Below are 16,643 nucleotides of genomic sequence, written 5' to 3' on the forward strand. Positions count from 1 at the left end.
CCGCAGGTCGTCCCGGAACGTCCGTTACGGGACGTCCCGGGACGGCCGGCTACGGCTGGACCGTCGCGCCGTCGGCGATCTTGTACCCGAGGCCACGGACCGTGAGCAGGAAGCGGGGCGAGGCCGGCTCCGGCTCGATCTTCGAGCGGATGCGCTTCACGTGGACGTCGAGCGTCTTGGTGTCGCCCACGTAGTCCGTGCCCCACACGCGGTCGATGAGCTGGCCGCGCGTGAGCACCCGGCCCGCGTTGCGGAGCAGGAGCTCGAGGAGCTCGAACTCCTTGAGGGGGAACGGCACGGCCTCGCCCGCGACGGTGACCGTGTGCCGTTCGACGTCCATGCGCACCGGTCCCACCTCGAGCGTGCCGTCGTCGACGGCGTCGCCGCCGGCGTCCCCGACCTTGCGACGCAGGACCGCGCGGACGCGGGCGAGCAGCTCGCGGAACGAGTACGGCTTCGTCACGTAGTCGTCCGCCCCGAGCTCGAGCCCGACGACCTTGTCGATCTCGGAGTCCTTCGCGGTGAGCATGATGACGGGCACGTCGCCGCGCTGGCGCAGCTCGCGGCAGACCTCCGTGCCGCTCAGGCCCGGGAGCATGAGGTCGAGGAGCACGATGTCGGCCCCGCCCGCGTCGTACTGCTCCAACGCCTCGGTGCCCGTGGCCGCCTCGACCACGTCGAAGCCCTCGCGCCGCAGCTGGTACGCCAGCGGGTCGCGGTACGACTCCTCGTCCTCCACCACCAGGATGCGCGTCACGCGCCTACCTCCTTGTTCCGTACGTCGTCCCGGCCCGAGAGCGGGTCGGGTGTCGTGCTCGTCCCGGCCACGGCCGGCGCCACGTCCCCGTGGTCGGGGCGTCGCTCCGCGGCGGGGATCCGGATCGTGAACGTCGAGCCGCGGCCGGGCTCGGACCACATGGTCACCTCGCCGCCGTGGTCCGCGGCCACGTGCTTGACGATGCTCAGGCCGAGCCCCGTCCCGCCCGTGTCGCGCGAGCGCGCGGGGTCCACCCGGTAGAACCGCTCGAAGACGCGGTCCTGCTCGTCGGCGGCGATCCCGATGCCCTGGTCGACGACGACGATCTCGACGAGGTCCCCCGCCCGCGCGACCCCGACGCCCACGCGCGTGTTCTCGCCCGAGTAGGCGACCGCGTTGTCGAGCAGGTTGCGCACCGCGGTGACGAGCAGGTTGTGGTCGCCGTACACCGCGGCGTCGAGGTCGCCGCCCGTCGTCAGCGTGATGCCCTTGCCCTGCGCGGTCGTCCGGGCGCGGTCGACCGCCTCCTCGACCACGGCGCGCACGGGGACGATCGTCACCTGCTGGAGCGCGCCGGCCACCTGGAGGCGGGAGAGCTCGATGATCTCCTGCACGAGTGCGGACAACCGCGTCGCCTCCGACTGCATGCGCGCGGCGAACCGCCGGACCGCCACCGGGTCGTCGGCGGCGTCCTGCACCGTCTCGGCGAGCAGCGCCAGCGCCCCCACCGGCGTCTTCAGCTCGTGGGAGACGTTCACGACGAAGTCGCGCCGGATGGCCTCCACGCGGCGTGCCTCGGTCCGGTCCTCGGCGAGCACGAGCACGTGGTCGGGCCCGACCTGCGCGACCCGGACCTGGAGCAGGACCGTGCCGCGGCCGACCGGACCGCGCGGGAGCTCGAGCTCCTCGTCGCGGATCACGCCGTCGCGACGGACGTCGTCGATGAGGTCGCGGATCGCGGCGTGGGCGACCGCGTCACCCCGCACGACGCCCAGCGCGTACGCGGGCGGGCTCGCGCGCACGACGTCGCCCTCGGCGTCGAGCACGACGGCCGCCGAGCGCAGCACCGCGAGCACCCGGACGAGGCCCTCGTCCAGCTCGCGCGCCGGCTCCGCGGCGCCCCGCCGCTGCTCCCGCTCGCTCAGGCGGAACGCGACCGCGGCGACGACGCCGACGACGACGCCGACGATCCCGGCCAGCAGGACGGTCGCGCCCTCGATGAGGCTCTCGGCTTCCACCCGTCCAGCGTACGGTCGGCCGCGACGCGTCCCGGCCCGCGGGCCGCTCTCCCGGGGCCGGGACGGCAAGAGTTCACCTGGCGGCGTCCTGGCGTTCATCGCCCGGACCCTCTCGGGTGGAAGGGTGACCGGAGCCGACGACGCATCCGGCTGCCAGGAACCTGCGAGGAACACTGCGCCGGCGCGTCCCGGGCGCGCCGACCGGTGCTGTCCGGTGCCGTCCGGTCACGACGAGAGGGAAGCGATGCGGGAGATCTTCGAGGCCGAGCTGAAGCAGGTCGGTGACGACCTGGCCGAGATGAGCCGGCTGGTCGAGGCGGCGATGAACCGCGCCGGGCAGGCGCTGCTCACGGCGGACCTGCAGCTCGCGCAGCAGGTCATCGCCGCCGACCACACCATCGACGCCATCGAGCGCGAGCTCGACGAGCGCTGCGTCCTGCTGCTCGCGCAGCAGCAGCCGGTCGCCACGGACCTGCGCGTCGTCGTCAGCGCGCTCCGCATGAGCGCGACGCTCGAGAGGATGGGCGACCTCGCCCGCCACGTCGCGCAGGTCGCCCGGGGCCGGTACCCGTCGCGCGCCATCGCCCCGACGCTCCACCGGACGTTCGAGCAGATGAACGACGCCGCGGTCCGTGTCGCACGACGCACGACGACGCTCCTCACGACCCGGGACCTCACGGTCGCGGCGAACATCGAGCGCGACGACGACCTGCTGGACCGGCTCCACCAGGACACGTTCACGGCCCTGCTCGACCACTCCTGGACCGGCACGACGCAGGAGACGGTCGACGTGACGCTCGTCGGCCGCTACTACGAGCGGTTCGGCGACCACGGCGTCTCGATCGCGAAGCGCGTCACCTACCTGGTGACCGGCGACTTCGCCGACGACCGCGGCATCCCCTCGGGCCAGACGCGCGCGACCGCCTGACCCCGACGCACGACGCACGACGCCCACGGAGCGGCGCGGCACGAAGGAGGCGCGGATCGTCGATCCGCGCCTCCTTCGTGCCGTCACGCCGTGGTGACCGCTCTCAGCGGCCCTGGTTCGCCACGGCCGCGGCGGCCGTCGCGGCGGCCTCGGGGTCGAGGTAGCGCCCCCCGCGCGTCACCGGCGTGAAGTCCTCGTCGAGCTCGTAGAGCAGCGGGATGCCCGTCGGGATGTTGAGACCGGCGATGTCCTCGTCGGAGATGCCGTCGAGGTGCTTGACGAGCGCGCGGAGCGAGTTGCCGTGCGCCGCGACGAGGACGGTCTTGCCGGCCTGCAGGTCGGGGACGACCTCCCCCTCCCAGTACGGCAGGGCGCGCTCGAGCACGTCCTTGAGGCACTCGGTGCGCACGACGGGCGCGTCGGCGTAGCGCGGGTCGGCGTCCTGCGAGAACTCCGAGCCGAGCTCGATCTCCGGCGGCGGCGTGTCGTAGGAGCGGCGCCAGAGCATGAACTGCTCCTCGCCGTAGGTCTCGAGGGTCTGCTTCTTGTCCTTGCCCTGGAGGGCGCCGTAGTGGCGCTCGTTGAGGCGCCACGACCGCTTGACGGGGATCCAGTGCCGGTCGGCGGCGTCGAGCGCGAGGTTCGCCGTCGTGATGGCGCGGCGCAGGAGCGAGGTGTGCACGACGTCCGGCGCGATCTGCGACTCGGCGAGGAGCACCCCGCCGCGCTTCGCCTCCTCGATCCCCTTCTCCGACAGCGGCACGTCGACCCAGCCGGTGAAGAGGTTCTTGGCGTTCCAGTCGCTCTCGCCGTGGCGGAGCAGCACGAGGGTGTAGGTCATGGCTCCATCCTGCCGCACGGGTCCGGGGCGGGGCACGTCCGGTCCACGGGCTGGTGCGCTCCTGGTGACCGATGCCGGCCGGCCGGAGGACCAACGTCCCGCGCGGTGGCGTCGACCCGGGGAATGCCGCCCCGAGCACGCGCGTTGGCACGGGCATGCCGATCCACGGAGACTACGCGCCCAGCACCAGCGGCTGGGCCCGCAAGCAGGCCGAGACCTACGAGACGTCCGGCGGCACGAGGGCGACGACGCTGAACGGTCTGCCCGTCGTCGTGCTGACCACGCTCGGCCGACGGTCCGGCAAGGTGCGCAAGACCCCGCTCATGCGCGTCGAGCACGACGGGGTGTACGCGGTCGTCGCCTCGCTCGGCGGCGCGCCCGAGCACCCCGTCTGGTACCACAACGTCGTCGCGCACCCGCAGGTCGAGCTGCAGGACGGCGCCGAGCGCCACGACTACGTCGCGCGCGAGGTGCACGGCGAGGAGAAGGCGCTGTGGTGGGATCGCGCCGTCGCCGCGTACCCGCCGTACGCGGACTACCAGCAGAGGACGTCCCGCGAGATCCCGGTGCTCGTGCTCGAGCGCACGACCCACGCCTGAGGCCCCGGACCGCCGGGCACCCCGGCCCGGGCCGCCGGGCGGCCGAGGTCAGCGCGCGGCGCGGACCTTGGTCGCCTGGGCGTAGACGTCGAGCATGCGGCGCGCCGCGGCGTCCCAGCCGAACCGCTCGCTGACGCGGCGCGCACCGACGGCGAGCCCTTCGCGGCGGTCGTCGTCGGCGAGCAGGTCCGCGAGCGCACGGGCCCACGTCCACGGGTTGTGGTCCGGGACGAGGACGCCGGACTCGCCGTCGACCACGACCGTCGTCAGCCCGCCGACGGCGGCCGCCACCACGGGCGTTCCGCTCGCCTGGGCCTCGGCCGCGACGAGACCGAACGTCTCGTTGTGCGAGGGCACCGCCACGAGGTCGGCGGCCCGGTAGTAGTCGACGAGCAGCTCGCGCGCCACGGGCGGCCGCACGACGACCTGGTCGCTGACGCCCAGCTGGTAGGCGAGCGCCTCGAGCTCCCGGACCGCCGTCGGGCGCCCGCTCGGCCCGCCGAGGACGACGAGCGTCGGCACGGGCTCGTCGTGGTCGGCGAGCACGCCGAGCGCGCGGACGAGGACGTCGGGCGCCTTGAGCGGCTGGACGCGTCCGGCGAACAGCACGATGCGGCCCTCGACCGGCAGGCCGAGCTCGTCCCGCAGCGCCCGGCGCCGCTCGGCGCGCTCCGCCGGCCCGGTGCCGTCGGGCACGCCCGGCGAGAAGAGGTCGAGGTCCACCCCGGGCGGCACGACGTGCACGCGCGCGGGGTCGGCCGCGTAGTCGCGCACGAGGTCGTCCGCCTCGGCGTCGGTGCTCGCGACGAGCGCGTCCGCCTCCGCGACGACCTGCTCCTCGCCGATGATGCGTCCGAGCGGCTCGGGCGCGTCCCCGGGGGCGAGCGCGGCGTTCTTCACGCGCGCGAGCGTGTGCATGGTGTGCACGAGCGGCACGTCCCAGCGGTCCGCGGCGAGCCACCCGACCTGGCCCGACAGCCAGTAGTGCGTGTGGACGACGTCGTACCACCCCACGTGGTGCCGGGCCTCCGCGCGCAGCACCCCCGCGGTGAACGCGCACAGCTGCCCGGGCAGGTCGTTCTTGTCGAGCCCTTCGAACGGACCGGCGGCGACGTGCCGCACGGTCACGCCCTGAGCGACCTCGACGACGGGCGGCTGGGCCGACGACGTCGCGCGCGTGAAGATCTCGACCTGCGCGCCGTGCCGCGCGAGCGCGTGCGCGAGCTCGGTGACGTAGACGTTCATGCCGCCCGCGTCGCCCGTGCCGGGCTGGTCCAGGGGCGAGGTGTGGACGGACAGCATCGCGACGCGCAGCGCGTCGCCGTCGGGACGGTCGGCGGTCACCGGGTCACGCCTCCACGACGCACGCCGGGGCGGGCAGGGCGAGGACGTCGAGCACCTCGCCGAGGCCGTCGCTGCGGCGCACGCGCAGGAGCGCGAGGTTCGACGACGGCCCGTCGCCGGCGGTCAGCGGGTCGTCCTGCTGGTTCGCGACGACGACGAGGTCGTGCGTCGGCTCCTCGTCGGACACCGGGAGCAGGACCGCGAGGTGGCGCGGCCACGTCCCGCCGACGGGGGTGTCGGCCAGGTGGCGCAGGCGCGGCGGCGCGCCGTCGTCGGGACCGGGGTCGACCGCGTGCACCGCCAGGACGTCCGCACCCCGCACGCCCACCACGACGCGCGTGCCGTCCGCCGTCACCTCGACGTGCGACGGGAAGCTCCGCCCGCCCTGCGGCTCGGCGGCGAAGGTCACCGGGTAGCGCGCCACCACGTCGTAGCGCCCGTCGCCCGCGGGCGCGAGGACGAAGAGCGCCGGGTCGAGCTCGCCCACGACGACCAGGTGCCCGCCGGGCAGCGTCGCGACGTGCCGGGGCCCCGTGCCGGCCGGGAACGTCGCGGCGACCGCCGGGAGCGTCCCCTCGGGTGCGGCGACGTCGTGGCGACGCAGCTCGTCCGTCCCGAGGTCGACGACGAGCACCCCGCCCTCGCCGTCGTCCACGACGTAGTGCGCGTGGGGCCCCTCCTGGCGTCCCGCGTCGGGTCCGTCACCGGCGTGCCCGTACCGGCGCGACGCACCGGTGAGCGAGCCGTCGTCGTCGGTGCCCGCGACGGTGAGGACACCGTCCCCGTAGTTGGCGACGAGCACCTCGCCGGGCCGGGCGAGCACGTGGCACGGGGAGTCGCCCCCGGTCGTCACGGGCGGACCGAGCGGCCGGAGCGTGCCGTCCTCGACGACCTGGAACGCCGAGACGGTGCCGTCCCCCGTCTCGCCGACCGCGTAGAGCGTGCGCGGCGACGTTCCCGCCGGCGAGGCCGGCGGCGTCAGCGCGAGGAACGACGGCGAGGGCGTCGTGGCGGCGAGGCGGCCGCCGACGAACGTGCCCTGCTCGACGTCGACCTCGACCCGCCAGACGCCCTCGGGTCCGTCGGACGCGGGGTGCGGGTAGGTGCCGATCCACAGGGTGCGCGTCGAGACGGTCATACCTCGAGCGTAGTTCTCCGCCCGCCGGTTCCCGACACGACGACGGGGCGCCCACCGCCCGGTCGAGGACCGGGCGACGGTGCGCCCCGTGCGGGTCGTGCGTCAGTGCGCCGCGTCGTACGCGGTCTGGATCTCCTGGGAGATGCGGCCGCGGTCGTTGACCTTGTAGCCGTTCTCCCGGGCCCACTCCCGGATCTCGGTCGCGCGGGCGGAACCCGTGCTGCGACCACGACGCGCCGCCGGACGGGACGAGGTGCGCGACGACACCTTGCGGGCGTTCCCGACCCACGAGGCGAACGCGTCGCGCAGCTGCTGCGCATTCTTCGTGCTGAGATCGATCTCGTAGGAGACGCCGTCGAGCGCGAAGGTCACCGTCTCGTCCGCCGCCCCTCCGTCGATGTCGTCCACGAGAATTACCTGGACCTTCTGGGCCACTGTTGATTCCTCACGCTTCACAGGAATGAGATGACCTGTCCAGGATGCCCCAGCACGGGAAGCGCGTCAATTGTCCTGAGCGCGTGTCCGGGAGAAATTGTCGTCATCTGCGGTGAATCGCGGCCGGCCCGGAAGTCAGGACGCGCCGTCGCCACGGCCCGCGGAATGCGCCGCCGCGGCGGAACGCATTTCTTCCTCGGCGTCGAGACGCGCCAGGGCGGCGCGTTCGTTGCGGTCGGCGCGCACGATATAGCGCATGGCGAACCAGAAGAGCAGACCGACGCCGACCGACGGGACGAGGGCGCCGAGAGCGGGGAGCAGGTCGTTCATGCTCTCGATCCTAGACCCGGCTACTGCGCCGGCTTGACGAGCGGGAAGAGGATCGTCTCGCGGATGCCCAGACCCGTCAGCGCCATGAGCAGGCGGTCGATCCCGAGGCCCATCCCGCCCGACGGCGGCATCGCGTACTCCATCGCGGTGAGGAAGTCCTCGTCGATGCGCATCGCCTCGTCGTCCCCCGCCGCGGCGAGCAGCGCCTGCGCCTCGAAGCGCTGGCGCTGGACCACCGGGTCGACGAGCTCGGAGTACGCCGTCGCGAGCTCCACGCCACGCACGTAGAGGTCCCACTTCTCGACCTGGCCGCGCACCCGACGGTGGTCGCGCGTGAGGGGTGACGTCTCGACCGGGAAGTCGCGCACGAACGTGGGGGCGACGAGGTGGTCGCCCACGAGGTGCTCCCACAGCCCCTCGACGAGCTTTCCGTGGTTGGTGCTCCTCGGGTCGAAGGCGAGCTCGAGCTTCTCGGCGAACGTCAGCAGGTGCTCGACCGACGTCTCCGGCGTGATCTGCTCCCCGAGCGCGTCCGACAACGAGTCGTACATCCGCAGCTGCGTCCATTCACCGCCGACGTCGTACTCCGTGCCGTCCGCGAGCGTGAGGAGCGTGGTGCCGAGGGCGTCCTGCGCGGCGCGCTGGACGAGGTCCTGCGTGAGGACCGCCATGGTGTCGTAGTCGCCGTAGGCCTCGTAGGCCTCGAGCATCGCGAATTCCGGGGAGTGCGTGGAGTCCACGCCCTCGTTGCGGAAGTTCCGGTTGATCTCGAAGACCTTCTCCACCCCGCCGACCGCCGCGCGCTTGAGGAACAGCTCGGGCGCGATGCGCAGGAAAAGGTCGATGTCGAACGCATTCATGTGCGTCTCGAACTGACGCGCCGCAGCACCTTCCGGGCGCGTCTGCAGCATGGGCGTCTCGACCTCGACGAACCCGCGCTCCCAGAAGTTCTCGCGGATCGAGCGCACGACCGCGGCGCGCAGGCGCACCGTGTCGCGCGCCGCGGGCCGCGCGATGAGGTCGACATATCGCTGGCGGACGCGTGATTCCTCCGACAGGTCCTTGTGCAGCACGGGAAGGGGACGCAGGGCCTTGGCCGCGACCTTCCAGGAATCCGCGAAGACGCTCAGCTCGCCGCGGCGGGAGCTGATGACGCGCCCGTGCGCGAACAGGTGGTCGCCGAGGTCGACGTCGGCCTTGAACGTGGTGAGCGACTCCTCGCCGACCACGGCCTGGCTGAGCATGACCTGCAGCCGGTTGCCCTCGCCGTCCTGCAGCGTGACGAAGCACAGCTTGCCGGTGTTGCGCAGGAAGACGACGCGGCCGGCGACCCCGACCTCGTCCTGCGTCTCCTCGCCCGCCTCCAGGTGGGCATAGGCCGCCCGCACCTCGGCGATCGTGTGCGTGCGCGGCACGCCCACGGGGTACGCCTCGTCGCCGCGCGCGAGGATGCGCTCGCGCTTCTCGCGGCGGACCTGGATCTGCTCGGGGACGTCGTCCTCGTCGGGCGTGGAGGGATCGGGGTTTCCGGCGGGGAGAGTCACGCGGACGAGTCTACCGACGCCCCCTCGGCGGCAGGGTCCGCGTCACGACCGCGACGGGACGGACGGGACCGTGGGCAGCAGGTCGAGCGCGAGGTCGAGGATCGGGGCGGAGTGCGTCAGGGCGCCGACGGAGAGGTAGTCGACGCCCGTGCCGGCGACCTCGCGCGCGCGGTCGAGCGTGAGGTTTCCCGTCGCCTCGAGCTCGACCTTCGCGGGCACCCCGTCCCGGCCCTGCCGCGCCCGGACGGCCGCGACGGTCTCGGCGAGCACGGGCGTCGGCATGTTGTCGAGCAGGAGGAAGTCGGCGCCCGCGTCGAGCGCCTCGAGGGCCTGCGCCGTGGTGTCCGCCTCCACCTGGACGAGCACGTCCGGGAACGTCCGGCGGATCGCCACGACGGCCGCGCTCACGGAGCCCGCGGCGACGACGTGGTTGTCCTTGACCATCGCGACGTCGTACAGGCCCATGCGCTTGTTGGTCCCGCCGCCGGCGCGGACGGCGTACTTCTCGAGGGCGCGCAGGCCGGGGGTCGTCTTGCGCGTGTCGAGGACCTGCGCCCCGGTGCCGGCGAGCTCGCGCGCCCACGCGCGGGTCGCCGTCGCGACGCCGGAGGCCCGCGACGCGAGGTTGAGGAGCGTGCGCTCGGCGACGAGCAGCACCTGGACCGGACCGGTCAGCGCGGCGAGCACGCGGCCGCGCAGGACGCCGTCGCCGTCGCGCGCCGAGAACGTCACGACGACGGGCGGCAGCCCGAGCCGCGCGGCCACCTGGCGCGTCACCTCCTCGACCACGACGAGACCCGCCACGACGCCGTCCGCGCGCGCGACGAGGTGCGCGGTCCCCGTGGACGACGGCGGGACCGTCGACTGGGTGGTGACGTCGCGCCCGGGGGCCGTGCCGAGGTCCTCGTCGAGCGCGCGCGCCACGGTCTCCGCGACCCACGCCGGGTCGAGCGGGGGGTCGACGCGGGACGGGGGGCCGGTCGGTGCCGCGGGCTGCTCGGGAGAGGTGCTCACGGTCGCCCACCGTAGCCGCTCGCGGTGCCGGTCAGCGGACGAGCAGCGTGCCGTCGTCGTCGAGCGAGACGACGACGCGGCGCTCCCACGCCGGGTCGGGCGCCGGGAAGTCGGTGCGGAAGTGCCCGCCGCGGCTCTCCGCGCGCAGCGTCGCCGCCGCGGTGAGGGCCGTCGCGACCTGGTGGATGTTCGTCGTCTCCCACTCGGCGGCCTGCGGCTGGGCGACGACGTCGCTCGCCTCGTGCGCGTCGGTGCGGATCGCGGCGAGGCGTCGCTCGGCGACGGCGAGCCCGTCGGCGTCGCGGATGACGCCGGGCCCGGCGGACGCGACGGACTGGATCCGCGAGCGCGCGGCCGCGGCGACGAGGGCCGACGGACCGGGCCGGGGCGCGGGCGTCCCGACGGGGAGGTCGCCCGCGGCGACGCGGCCGGTGATCTCGCGCGCCGCGCGATGCGCGAACACGAGTCCCTCGAGCAGCGAGTTCGAGGCGAGCCGGTTGGCTCCGTGCACACCGGTGCAGGCGACCTCGCCGATCGCGTAGAGGCCGTCGAGCGACGACCGTCCGTGCAGGTCCGTGACGACGCCGCCCGAGTGGTAGTGCTGTGCGGGGGCGACGGGCACGGGCTCCTCGGTCCAGTCGATGCCGTTGTCGAGCAGCCGCTCGGTGATCGTCGGGAAGCGCGAGCGCAGGAAGTCGGCGCCGAGGTGGCGCGCGTCGAGCAGCACGTGGTCGGACCCGGTCGCGGCCATCTGCCGGACGATGGCGTGCGCGACGACGTCGCGCGGCGCGAGCTCGGCCATCGCGTGCTGCGCGGGCATGAAGCGGTGCCCGTCGGTGTCGAGGAGGATGGCGCCCTCGCCCCGCACCGCCTCCGAGATGAGCGGGAGCTGGCCCTTGGCACCCAGGCCGAGCCAGAGCACGGTCGGGTGGAACTGGACGAACTCGAGGTCCCCGAGCGCCGCACCCGCGCGCAGCGCGGCAGCGATCCCGTCACCCGTCGCCTGGGGCGGGTTCGTCGAGGACCGGAAGACCTGGCCCACTCCCCCGGTCGCGAGCACCACGGCCCGGGCCAGCGCCGCGCCGACGCCGTCGCGCGTGCCCTCGCCCTTGACGTGGAGCGTCACGCCGCACGCGCGGCGCCGTCCCGCCGGGTCGCCGTCCGCGCCGGGCGCCGTGGTGAGGACGTCGATCACGAGAGCGTTCTCGATGACCTCGATCCCCGGGTCGGAGCGCACGGCGTCGAGCTGCGCGACGAGCGCGCGGGAGATCTCCGCACCGGTCGCGTCACCGCCCGCGTGCGCGATCCGGTCGGCGTGGTGCCCGCCCTCGCGCGTGAGCGCGATGTCCCCGTTGGCCGCGCGGTCGAACCGCGCACCGAGCGCCACGAGCTCGCGCACGCGAGCCGGCCCCTCGGTGACCAGCACCTCGACCGCGACCGGGTCGCACAGCCCACCGCCCGCCACGAGCGTGTCCGCGAGGTGCGCCTCCGGGGAGTCCTCCGGGTCGAGCGCCGCCGCGATGCCGCCCTGCGCCCACACCGTCGACCCCGACGACAGCTCGCCCTTCGTGACGAGCAGGACCCGCGGCACGCGCGTGCGCAGCTCGAGCGCCGCGGAGAGCCCCGCGATGCCGGACCCGACGACGATGGCGTCCGCCGTCGTCGTCCAGCCGGGCTCCGGGGCGGCGAGGGACCGGGCGAGCGTGCTCACCCGCGGTGCGCCGCGCCGTCGGGCCGGGCCCCGGGCGCTGCGCCGTGACCCGTGCCGGGACCCGTGCTCTGCCCTGCCCGCACGGCCGCGAAGGCCAGCCCGCTGGGCTCGAGGCCCCGCGCCGCGGGGACGTCGGGGACGAGGCCCGGCTCGTCCGAGAGCTCGACGATGCGGTTGCGCTCGTCGACGAACACGACGTGCGGCAGGTAGGTGCGCGCGTCCTCGTCGGAGAGCGCCCCGTACGCGATGAGGATGACGACGTCGCCCGGGTCCACGAGGTGGGCCGCGGCGCCGTTGATGCAGATCTGGCCCGCGCCGCGCTCCCCGGGGATCACGTACGTGGTCAGGCGCGCGCCGTTCGTCACGTCCACGACGTCGACCTGCTGGCCCGGGTAGAGGTCGGCCGCGTCGAGCAGGTCGGCGTCCACGGTGATCGAGCCGACGTAGTGCAGGTCGGCCTGCGTCACCGTCGCGCGGTGGATCTTGCCGATCATCATGGGGCGCTGCAGCGACGCCGGGCGTCGCTCGGCGGGGCGCGGGGTCGGCGCGGTCACGCGGTTCCTCCAGGGTGCTGGGCACGGTCGCCGGCAGGCGGGCCGCCCGGGTCGCGGGCGTCCTCGGGTGCACGGATCTCGACGGCCGTGTTGTCGATGAGTCGGGTGGTGCCCACGCGCGCGGCCACGAGGAGGAGCCCCGGGCCGACGGCGCCGGGCGCCAGGTCCTCCACGGTAGCCGGGTCGACGAGCACCAGATAATCCGGGTCAACACCGGTAGCACCGTCGAGGATTCCCCGCGCGGCCGCGAGGACCGCTGCGGCGCCCGCGCCCGTGTCCGCCGCCGCGGCACCCGCGCGCAGCGCGCGGCTCAGCGCGAGCGCCTGCTCACGCTGCTCGGGCGTGAGGTACGCGTTGCGCGACGACCGCGCCAGGCCGTCGCTCTCGCGCACCGTCGGCACGCCGAGGACCTCGACGTCCACGTCGAGGTCGGCCACCAGGCGCCGCACCGCGAGGAGCTGCTGCGCGTCCTTCGCGCCGAACACCGCGACGTCCGGCCGCACGAGGTGGAGCAGCTTGAGCACGACCGTGAGGACGCCGTCGAAGTGCCCCGGGCGGGCCGCGCCCTCGAGCACGTCCCCGACCCGGCCAGACGTCACGCGCACGATCGGCCCGGAGCCGTCCGCGTGACCGGGGTACATCTCCTCGACGTCCGGGGCGAACACGAGGTCCACCCGGGCGTCGGGGCCGGCCGACGCGAGGAGCGCGACGTCGCCCGCGACGTCGCGCGGGTAGCGCTCGTAGTCCTCGCCCGGGCCGAACTGGAGGGGGTTCACGAAGTCGGTGACGACCACCTCGCCCTCGGCGCCCACGGCCTCGCGCGCGCGCCGCACGAGCTCGAGGTGGCCCGCGTGCAGCGCGCCCATCGTCATGACGATCGCCCGACGCGGCCCCTCGCCGAGAGCGGCGCGCAGGTCGGCTCGCGTCGTGACGACCCGCGGGGGCACCGGGCCCGTGCCCGTGCTCCGGCCGGTCGTCCCCGTCCCCCGGTCGACCGTCCCCGCGCCGCGGTCCGTGCTCATCGTCGTCCTTCCTCGGGGCGGTCCTGGTCGTCGTCGTCGTGCGTGAGGTCCGGCGCCTCCTCGGGGCCGGCGTCGAGCGCGTCGAGCACGGCCCGCTCCGCGGCCTCGTCGATGCGCCCGGTCGCACGCGCCCGGACCGCCGCCCCGCGGCTCAGGGCCGTGTACGACGGCGGCACGTCGGCCGCGTCGCTCGTCGCCGCGAGCGCGCGCAGGGCGGCGAGGTGCTCGACGACCGTGCCCACGTCGCCGCGCGACACGGGCCCGGTGAGCGCCGAGATCGCGCCCGCCGCTCCCCCGGCCCCCGACTCCGCGCCGCGGTCGGCGGCTCGGGTCGCTCCGTCCAGGGCGGCGGAGAGCAGGGGCGCGAGCACGCGGCCCGGCTGCTCGACACCGGCCGCCTCCAGGGCCTGCGCCGCCTGCGCCACGAGCACGACGAGGTGGTTCGCGCCGTGCGCGAGCGCCGCGTGGTAGAGCCCGCGGGACTCCTCCGCGACGACGACGGGCTCGCCGCCGATCTCGACGACGAGCGCCTGCCCGATCGGCAGGACCGGCGTCGGGCCGGTCACGGCGAACGTCGAGCCCTCGAGGCGCGACAGGTCGAGCGACGTCCCCGTGAACGTCATCGCCGGGTGGATCGCGAGCGGGATCGCGCCCGCCGCGCGCGCGGGGTCGAGCACGGCGGCGCCGTAGCGGCCCGAGGTGTGCACGACGATCTGCCCCGGCTGCCACGCCCCGACGTCGGCGAGGCCGCGGACGAGCCCCGGCAGCGCGTCGTCGGGCACCGCGAGGAGCGCGAGCTCGGCCCGCTCGACGACGTCGGGCACCTCCAGCACGGGCACGCCCGGCAGCAGGGCGTCGATGCGGTCGCGCGAGGCCTCGGAGATGCCGCTCGCCCCGACGACGGCGTGCCCCGTCGCGCGCAGCGCGCTGCCCAGGACCGCGCCGACGCGGCCCGCCCCCACGATGCCGACGCCTAGCCGCCCGGGTCGGCGCGCCTCGGTCGCGCTCACCGGTCGCTCCCGACGTCCCGCCTGCCGGGCAGGGCGTCCGGCACGGTGTCCTGCACCGGGTCGGGCACGACGTCCGGCGCGGGGCCGGCCGGGACGTCCAGGGGCACCTCGTCGCGCCGCATCCACAGCTCGGGACCCTCGTGGGCACGGGCCTCGTGCGCCCGGGCCGCCTGCGTGTCGAGGAGGCGCGCGGCGTCGCGGGAGTCGAGGTGGTGGACCTTCGGGACGACGGGTCCTGGCGTCGAGTGCACCGCGAACGTCGCGACGTCGAACCGACGCTGCAGGGGGCCCTGCTCGAGCCCGAGCGACTGCGTGCGCTCGTGCGGCACGACGACCAGGCTGCGGAACACCCGGCCGCTGCGCAGCACGAGCGCGCGGTCCGTCACCGCGAACCCGCTGCGCCGCCACGAGACGAGGTCCAGGAGCCGCGCCCGCCGCGGCATCGCCACGAAGTGCTCGCCCGCGTCGCGGCCCGAGAGGCCCTCGTCGAGGAGCGCGCGCGGGTCGGGCGTGCCGAGGTCCGGCAGGACGAGCCACAGCGCGGCGAGCGCCTCGTCGCGCGACCCGACGGGCAGCAGGACGCTCTTCGTCTGCGACCCGTCCGCGCTCGGTCCGTACCCGGCGACGTTGACGTCGACGCGCCACCAGTCCGGCCCTCGCCAGAACGGGCCCTGGAGCAGGCGTACCGCCTGGACGCGACCCGGCGGGATGGTCTGCGAACGCGTCTCGAGGAGGCCGTGGCGCAGCCGGATGCCGTCCGGAGAGATCGCGGAGCGGAAGCCGAACTCGCCGGTGAACCGCTGGAAGAGGTACCCGCCGAAGCCGAGCACGGCCGGCAGCGCGCTGAACAGGATGCCGATCTCGCGCGTGCCGATGACGACGCCCCCGATGGCGAGGATGCCGAGGACGAGGCCCACCGTCGCGCCCGAGCGCAGGAGCGACGCGACGAGCCGTCCCGGCTGGAGCGCGGTGACGGGCTGCTCCGGCGCCTCGAGCAGCGCGTCCGACGACGCGGCGTCGCCGACCGGCCCGACGGCGGTCGCGTGCTCCGGGTCGTCGCCGGGCTCGCGGTTCCCGTCCGGACCGGCGGGTCCGGCGGACGCCACCGGGCGCGCACCGACGCGCAGACCTGCGGCACGGGCGAGCAGCTCGACCCGGAGGCGGTTCGCGTCGTCCTCCTTGAGGAACCCGAGCTTGACGCCCGAGTCGCCGCCGCCCGCCACCTCGAGCTTGAGCTCGGCGAGCCCGAAGAACCGCGCGAGGAGCGGCTGGACGACGTCGACGGCCTGCAGCCGGTCGAGCCGTGCGCGCCGCTGCTGGCGGAACAGGACCCCGGTGCGCAGGTGCACGGACTCGTCGTCGACCGCGAAGCTCGTCATGCGCCACGCGACCGCGGAGTAGCCGAGACCGACGAGGCCGATGGCCAGCACCCCGAGCAGCACCTGCCACCACCGGTCGCCCTCGAGCAGGTTCTGCCCCTCGGGCAGGCCGTTGAGCGTCTGCTGGCCGACGACGACGAGCAGCACCGCGATGACGGTCCAGCCGCGCACGAGCGGCGTGACCGGGTGCACCCGCTGCCAGTCGAGCGCCCCCGCCGAGTCCTCGTGGTGGCCGGGGACCTCGGCGCTCACAGGCCCGCCAGACGAGCCTCGCCGCGCGACGCGAGGCGGTCGCGCAGGCGGTCCGCCTCGGCGGGCTCGAGACCGTCGATCGTCGCGTCCGTCGACGCGGACGCCGTGTGGAGCTGGATCTGCGCGATGCGCAGCTTGCGAGCGAGCGGACCGGCCTGGACGTCCACGTACTGCATGCGCCCGTACGGCACGACGACGAGGGAGCGGAACATGATGCCCTTGCGGATGAGCAGGTCGTCGTCACGCTCGGCATAGCCGATCGCCCGGACCTGGCGCGGCACGAGCAGCAGCGCCCACAGTCCGATCAGCGCCAGCACGCCGAGCACGAGCCACTGCCACCAGTGCGGCAGCAGGATCGCGAGGACCACGACCGGGGCCGCGAGCACGACGAGCGTGATCCCCACGGACAGCAGGCGTGCGGTGACGAGGCGCGGCGACACCCCGGACCAGACGATCCCGGGCGGGTCGAAGGGGCCTGTGCCGCTGCCCGTCAGGGCTCGGTCGGAGTCGGTCATGTCTCGATTCTCCCATCCGGCGGGTACCACCG

At 74.8% G+C, this 16,643-nt stretch carries 17 protein-coding genes; 2 read left to right on the forward strand and 15 right to left on the reverse strand.

What is annotated here, in order from left to right; translation table 11 throughout:
* Positions 1-49: 49 nt before the first annotated feature.
* Both ACWPWV_RS00080 and ACWPWV_RS00085 read right to left on the reverse strand, forming a co-directional pair.
* Entirely contained in the window at positions 50-757 is a 708-nt protein-coding gene (locus ACWPWV_RS00080; RefSeq protein ID WP_454040981.1) for a response regulator transcription factor, read from the reverse strand.
* Complete coding sequence (locus ACWPWV_RS00085) at positions 754-1,995, reverse strand: sensor histidine kinase (RefSeq protein ID WP_454040982.1); 1,242 nt, start codon at positions 1,993-1,995, stop codon at positions 754-756. The genes ACWPWV_RS00080 and ACWPWV_RS00085 overlap by 4 nt, the downstream gene beginning before the upstream one ends.
* 244 nt (positions 1,996-2,239) lie before the next feature.
* On the opposite strand from ACWPWV_RS00085, the gene phoU reads away from it, so the two are divergent.
* Positions 2,240-2,923, forward strand: a complete 684-nt coding sequence (gene phoU, locus ACWPWV_RS00090; RefSeq protein ID WP_454040983.1) for a phosphate signaling complex protein PhoU — start codon at positions 2,240-2,242, stop codon at positions 2,921-2,923.
* Positions 2,924-3,026: 103 nt separating this feature from the next.
* Here the strand turns inward: phoU and ACWPWV_RS00095 are convergent, their stop codons facing one another.
* Positions 3,027-3,764, reverse strand: a complete 738-nt coding sequence (locus ACWPWV_RS00095) for a phosphoglyceromutase (protein ID WP_454040984.1) — start codon at positions 3,762-3,764, stop codon at positions 3,027-3,029.
* A 155-nt stretch (positions 3,765-3,919) separates the two neighbouring features.
* On the opposite strand from ACWPWV_RS00095, the gene ACWPWV_RS00100 reads away from it, so the two are divergent.
* On the forward strand, positions 3,920-4,363 hold the full coding sequence (locus tag ACWPWV_RS00100) for a nitroreductase family deazaflavin-dependent oxidoreductase (RefSeq protein WP_454040985.1): 444 nt from the start codon (positions 3,920-3,922) through the stop codon (positions 4,361-4,363).
* Positions 4,364-4,411: 48 nt separating this feature from the next.
* On the opposite strand, the gene mshA is transcribed toward ACWPWV_RS00100, so the two are convergent.
* The 12 genes from mshA to ACWPWV_RS00160 form a co-directional block, all read right to left on the reverse strand.
* A complete protein-coding gene (mshA, locus tag ACWPWV_RS00105; protein WP_454040986.1) occupies positions 4,412-5,707 on the reverse strand; it encodes a D-inositol-3-phosphate glycosyltransferase in 1,296 nt (431 codons plus the stop codon).
* A 4-nt stretch (positions 5,708-5,711) separates the two neighbouring features.
* Positions 5,712-6,845, reverse strand: coding sequence for a lactonase family protein (locus ACWPWV_RS00110; protein ID WP_454040987.1), 1,134 nt, complete (start codon positions 6,843-6,845; stop codon positions 5,712-5,714).
* 102 nt (positions 6,846-6,947) lie between these two features.
* The gene (locus ACWPWV_RS00115) at positions 6,948-7,280 is read right to left on the reverse strand and encodes a histone-like nucleoid-structuring protein Lsr2 (RefSeq protein WP_454040988.1); all 333 of its coding nucleotides are present in this window, start codon (positions 7,278-7,280) and stop codon (positions 6,948-6,950) included.
* Positions 7,281-7,415: 135 nt separating this feature from the next.
* A complete protein-coding gene (locus ACWPWV_RS00120) occupies positions 7,416-7,610 on the reverse strand; it encodes a hypothetical protein (RefSeq protein WP_454040989.1) in 195 nt (64 codons plus the stop codon).
* A 20-nt stretch (positions 7,611-7,630) separates the two neighbouring features.
* A complete protein-coding gene (gene lysS / locus ACWPWV_RS00125) occupies positions 7,631-9,154 on the reverse strand; it encodes a lysine--tRNA ligase (RefSeq protein WP_454040990.1) in 1,524 nt (507 codons plus the stop codon).
* A gap of 42 nt (positions 9,155-9,196) precedes the next feature.
* The gene (gene nadC / locus ACWPWV_RS00130; protein WP_454040991.1) at positions 9,197-10,168 is read right to left on the reverse strand and encodes a carboxylating nicotinate-nucleotide diphosphorylase; all 972 of its coding nucleotides are present in this window, start codon (positions 10,166-10,168) and stop codon (positions 9,197-9,199) included.
* Positions 10,169-10,199: 31 nt separating this feature from the next.
* Entirely contained in the window at positions 10,200-11,879 is a 1,680-nt protein-coding gene (locus tag ACWPWV_RS00135) for an L-aspartate oxidase (protein ID WP_454040992.1), read from the reverse strand.
* The gene (panD, locus tag ACWPWV_RS00140; protein ID WP_454042775.1) at positions 11,876-12,376 is read right to left on the reverse strand and encodes an aspartate 1-decarboxylase; all 501 of its coding nucleotides are present in this window, start codon (positions 12,374-12,376) and stop codon (positions 11,876-11,878) included. Before panD ends, ACWPWV_RS00135 begins: the two co-directional genes overlap by 4 nt.
* 53 nt (positions 12,377-12,429) lie before the next feature.
* On the reverse strand, positions 12,430-13,455 hold the full coding sequence (gene panC / locus ACWPWV_RS00145; protein ID WP_454040993.1) for a pantoate--beta-alanine ligase: 1,026 nt from the start codon (positions 13,453-13,455) through the stop codon (positions 12,430-12,432).
* Positions 13,452-14,465 (reverse strand): Rossmann-like and DUF2520 domain-containing protein, encoded by a 1,014-nt coding sequence (locus ACWPWV_RS00150; protein ID WP_454040994.1) that lies wholly within the window; start codon positions 14,463-14,465, stop codon positions 13,452-13,454. The genes panC and ACWPWV_RS00150 overlap by 4 nt, the downstream gene beginning before the upstream one ends.
* The gene (locus ACWPWV_RS00155) at positions 14,462-16,096 is read right to left on the reverse strand and encodes a PH domain-containing protein (protein ID WP_454040995.1); all 1,635 of its coding nucleotides are present in this window, start codon (positions 16,094-16,096) and stop codon (positions 14,462-14,464) included. Before ACWPWV_RS00155 ends, ACWPWV_RS00150 begins: the two co-directional genes overlap by 4 nt.
* Positions 16,093-16,611, reverse strand: a complete 519-nt coding sequence (locus tag ACWPWV_RS00160) for a PH domain-containing protein (RefSeq protein ID WP_454040996.1) — start codon at positions 16,609-16,611, stop codon at positions 16,093-16,095. The genes ACWPWV_RS00155 and ACWPWV_RS00160 overlap by 4 nt, the downstream gene beginning before the upstream one ends.
* Between the last annotated feature and the right edge of the window lie 32 nt (positions 16,612-16,643).

The sequence above is a fragment of the Cellulosimicrobium sp. Marseille-Q8652 genome, from assembly GCF_965112045.1.

Excerpts from the sequence above, each read along its gene's own strand:
- panD (WP_454042775.1), bottom strand. The coding sequence starts at position 12,376 with ATGATGATCGGCAAGATCCACCGCGCGACGGTGACGCAGGCCGACCTG.
- ACWPWV_RS00120 (WP_454040989.1), bottom strand. The coding sequence starts at position 7,610 with ATGAACGACCTGCTCCCCGCTCTCGGCGCCCTCGTCCCGTCGGTCGGC.
- ACWPWV_RS00110 (WP_454040987.1), bottom strand. The coding sequence starts at position 6,845 with ATGACCGTCTCGACGCGCACCCTGTGGATCGGCACCTACCCGCACCCC.
- ACWPWV_RS00095 (WP_454040984.1), bottom strand. The coding sequence starts at position 3,764 with ATGACCTACACCCTCGTGCTGCTCCGCCACGGCGAGAGCGACTGGAAC.
- ACWPWV_RS00160 (WP_454040996.1), bottom strand. The coding sequence starts at position 16,611 with ATGACCGACTCCGACCGAGCCCTGACGGGCAGCGGCACAGGCCCCTTC.
- phoU (WP_454040983.1), top strand. The coding sequence starts at position 2,240 with ATGCGGGAGATCTTCGAGGCCGAGCTGAAGCAGGTCGGTGACGACCTG.
- ACWPWV_RS00100 (WP_454040985.1), top strand. The coding sequence starts at position 3,920 with ATGCCGATCCACGGAGACTACGCGCCCAGCACCAGCGGCTGGGCCCGC.
- panC (WP_454040993.1), bottom strand. The coding sequence starts at position 13,455 with ATGAGCACGGACCGCGGCGCGGGGACGGTCGACCGGGGGACGGGGACG.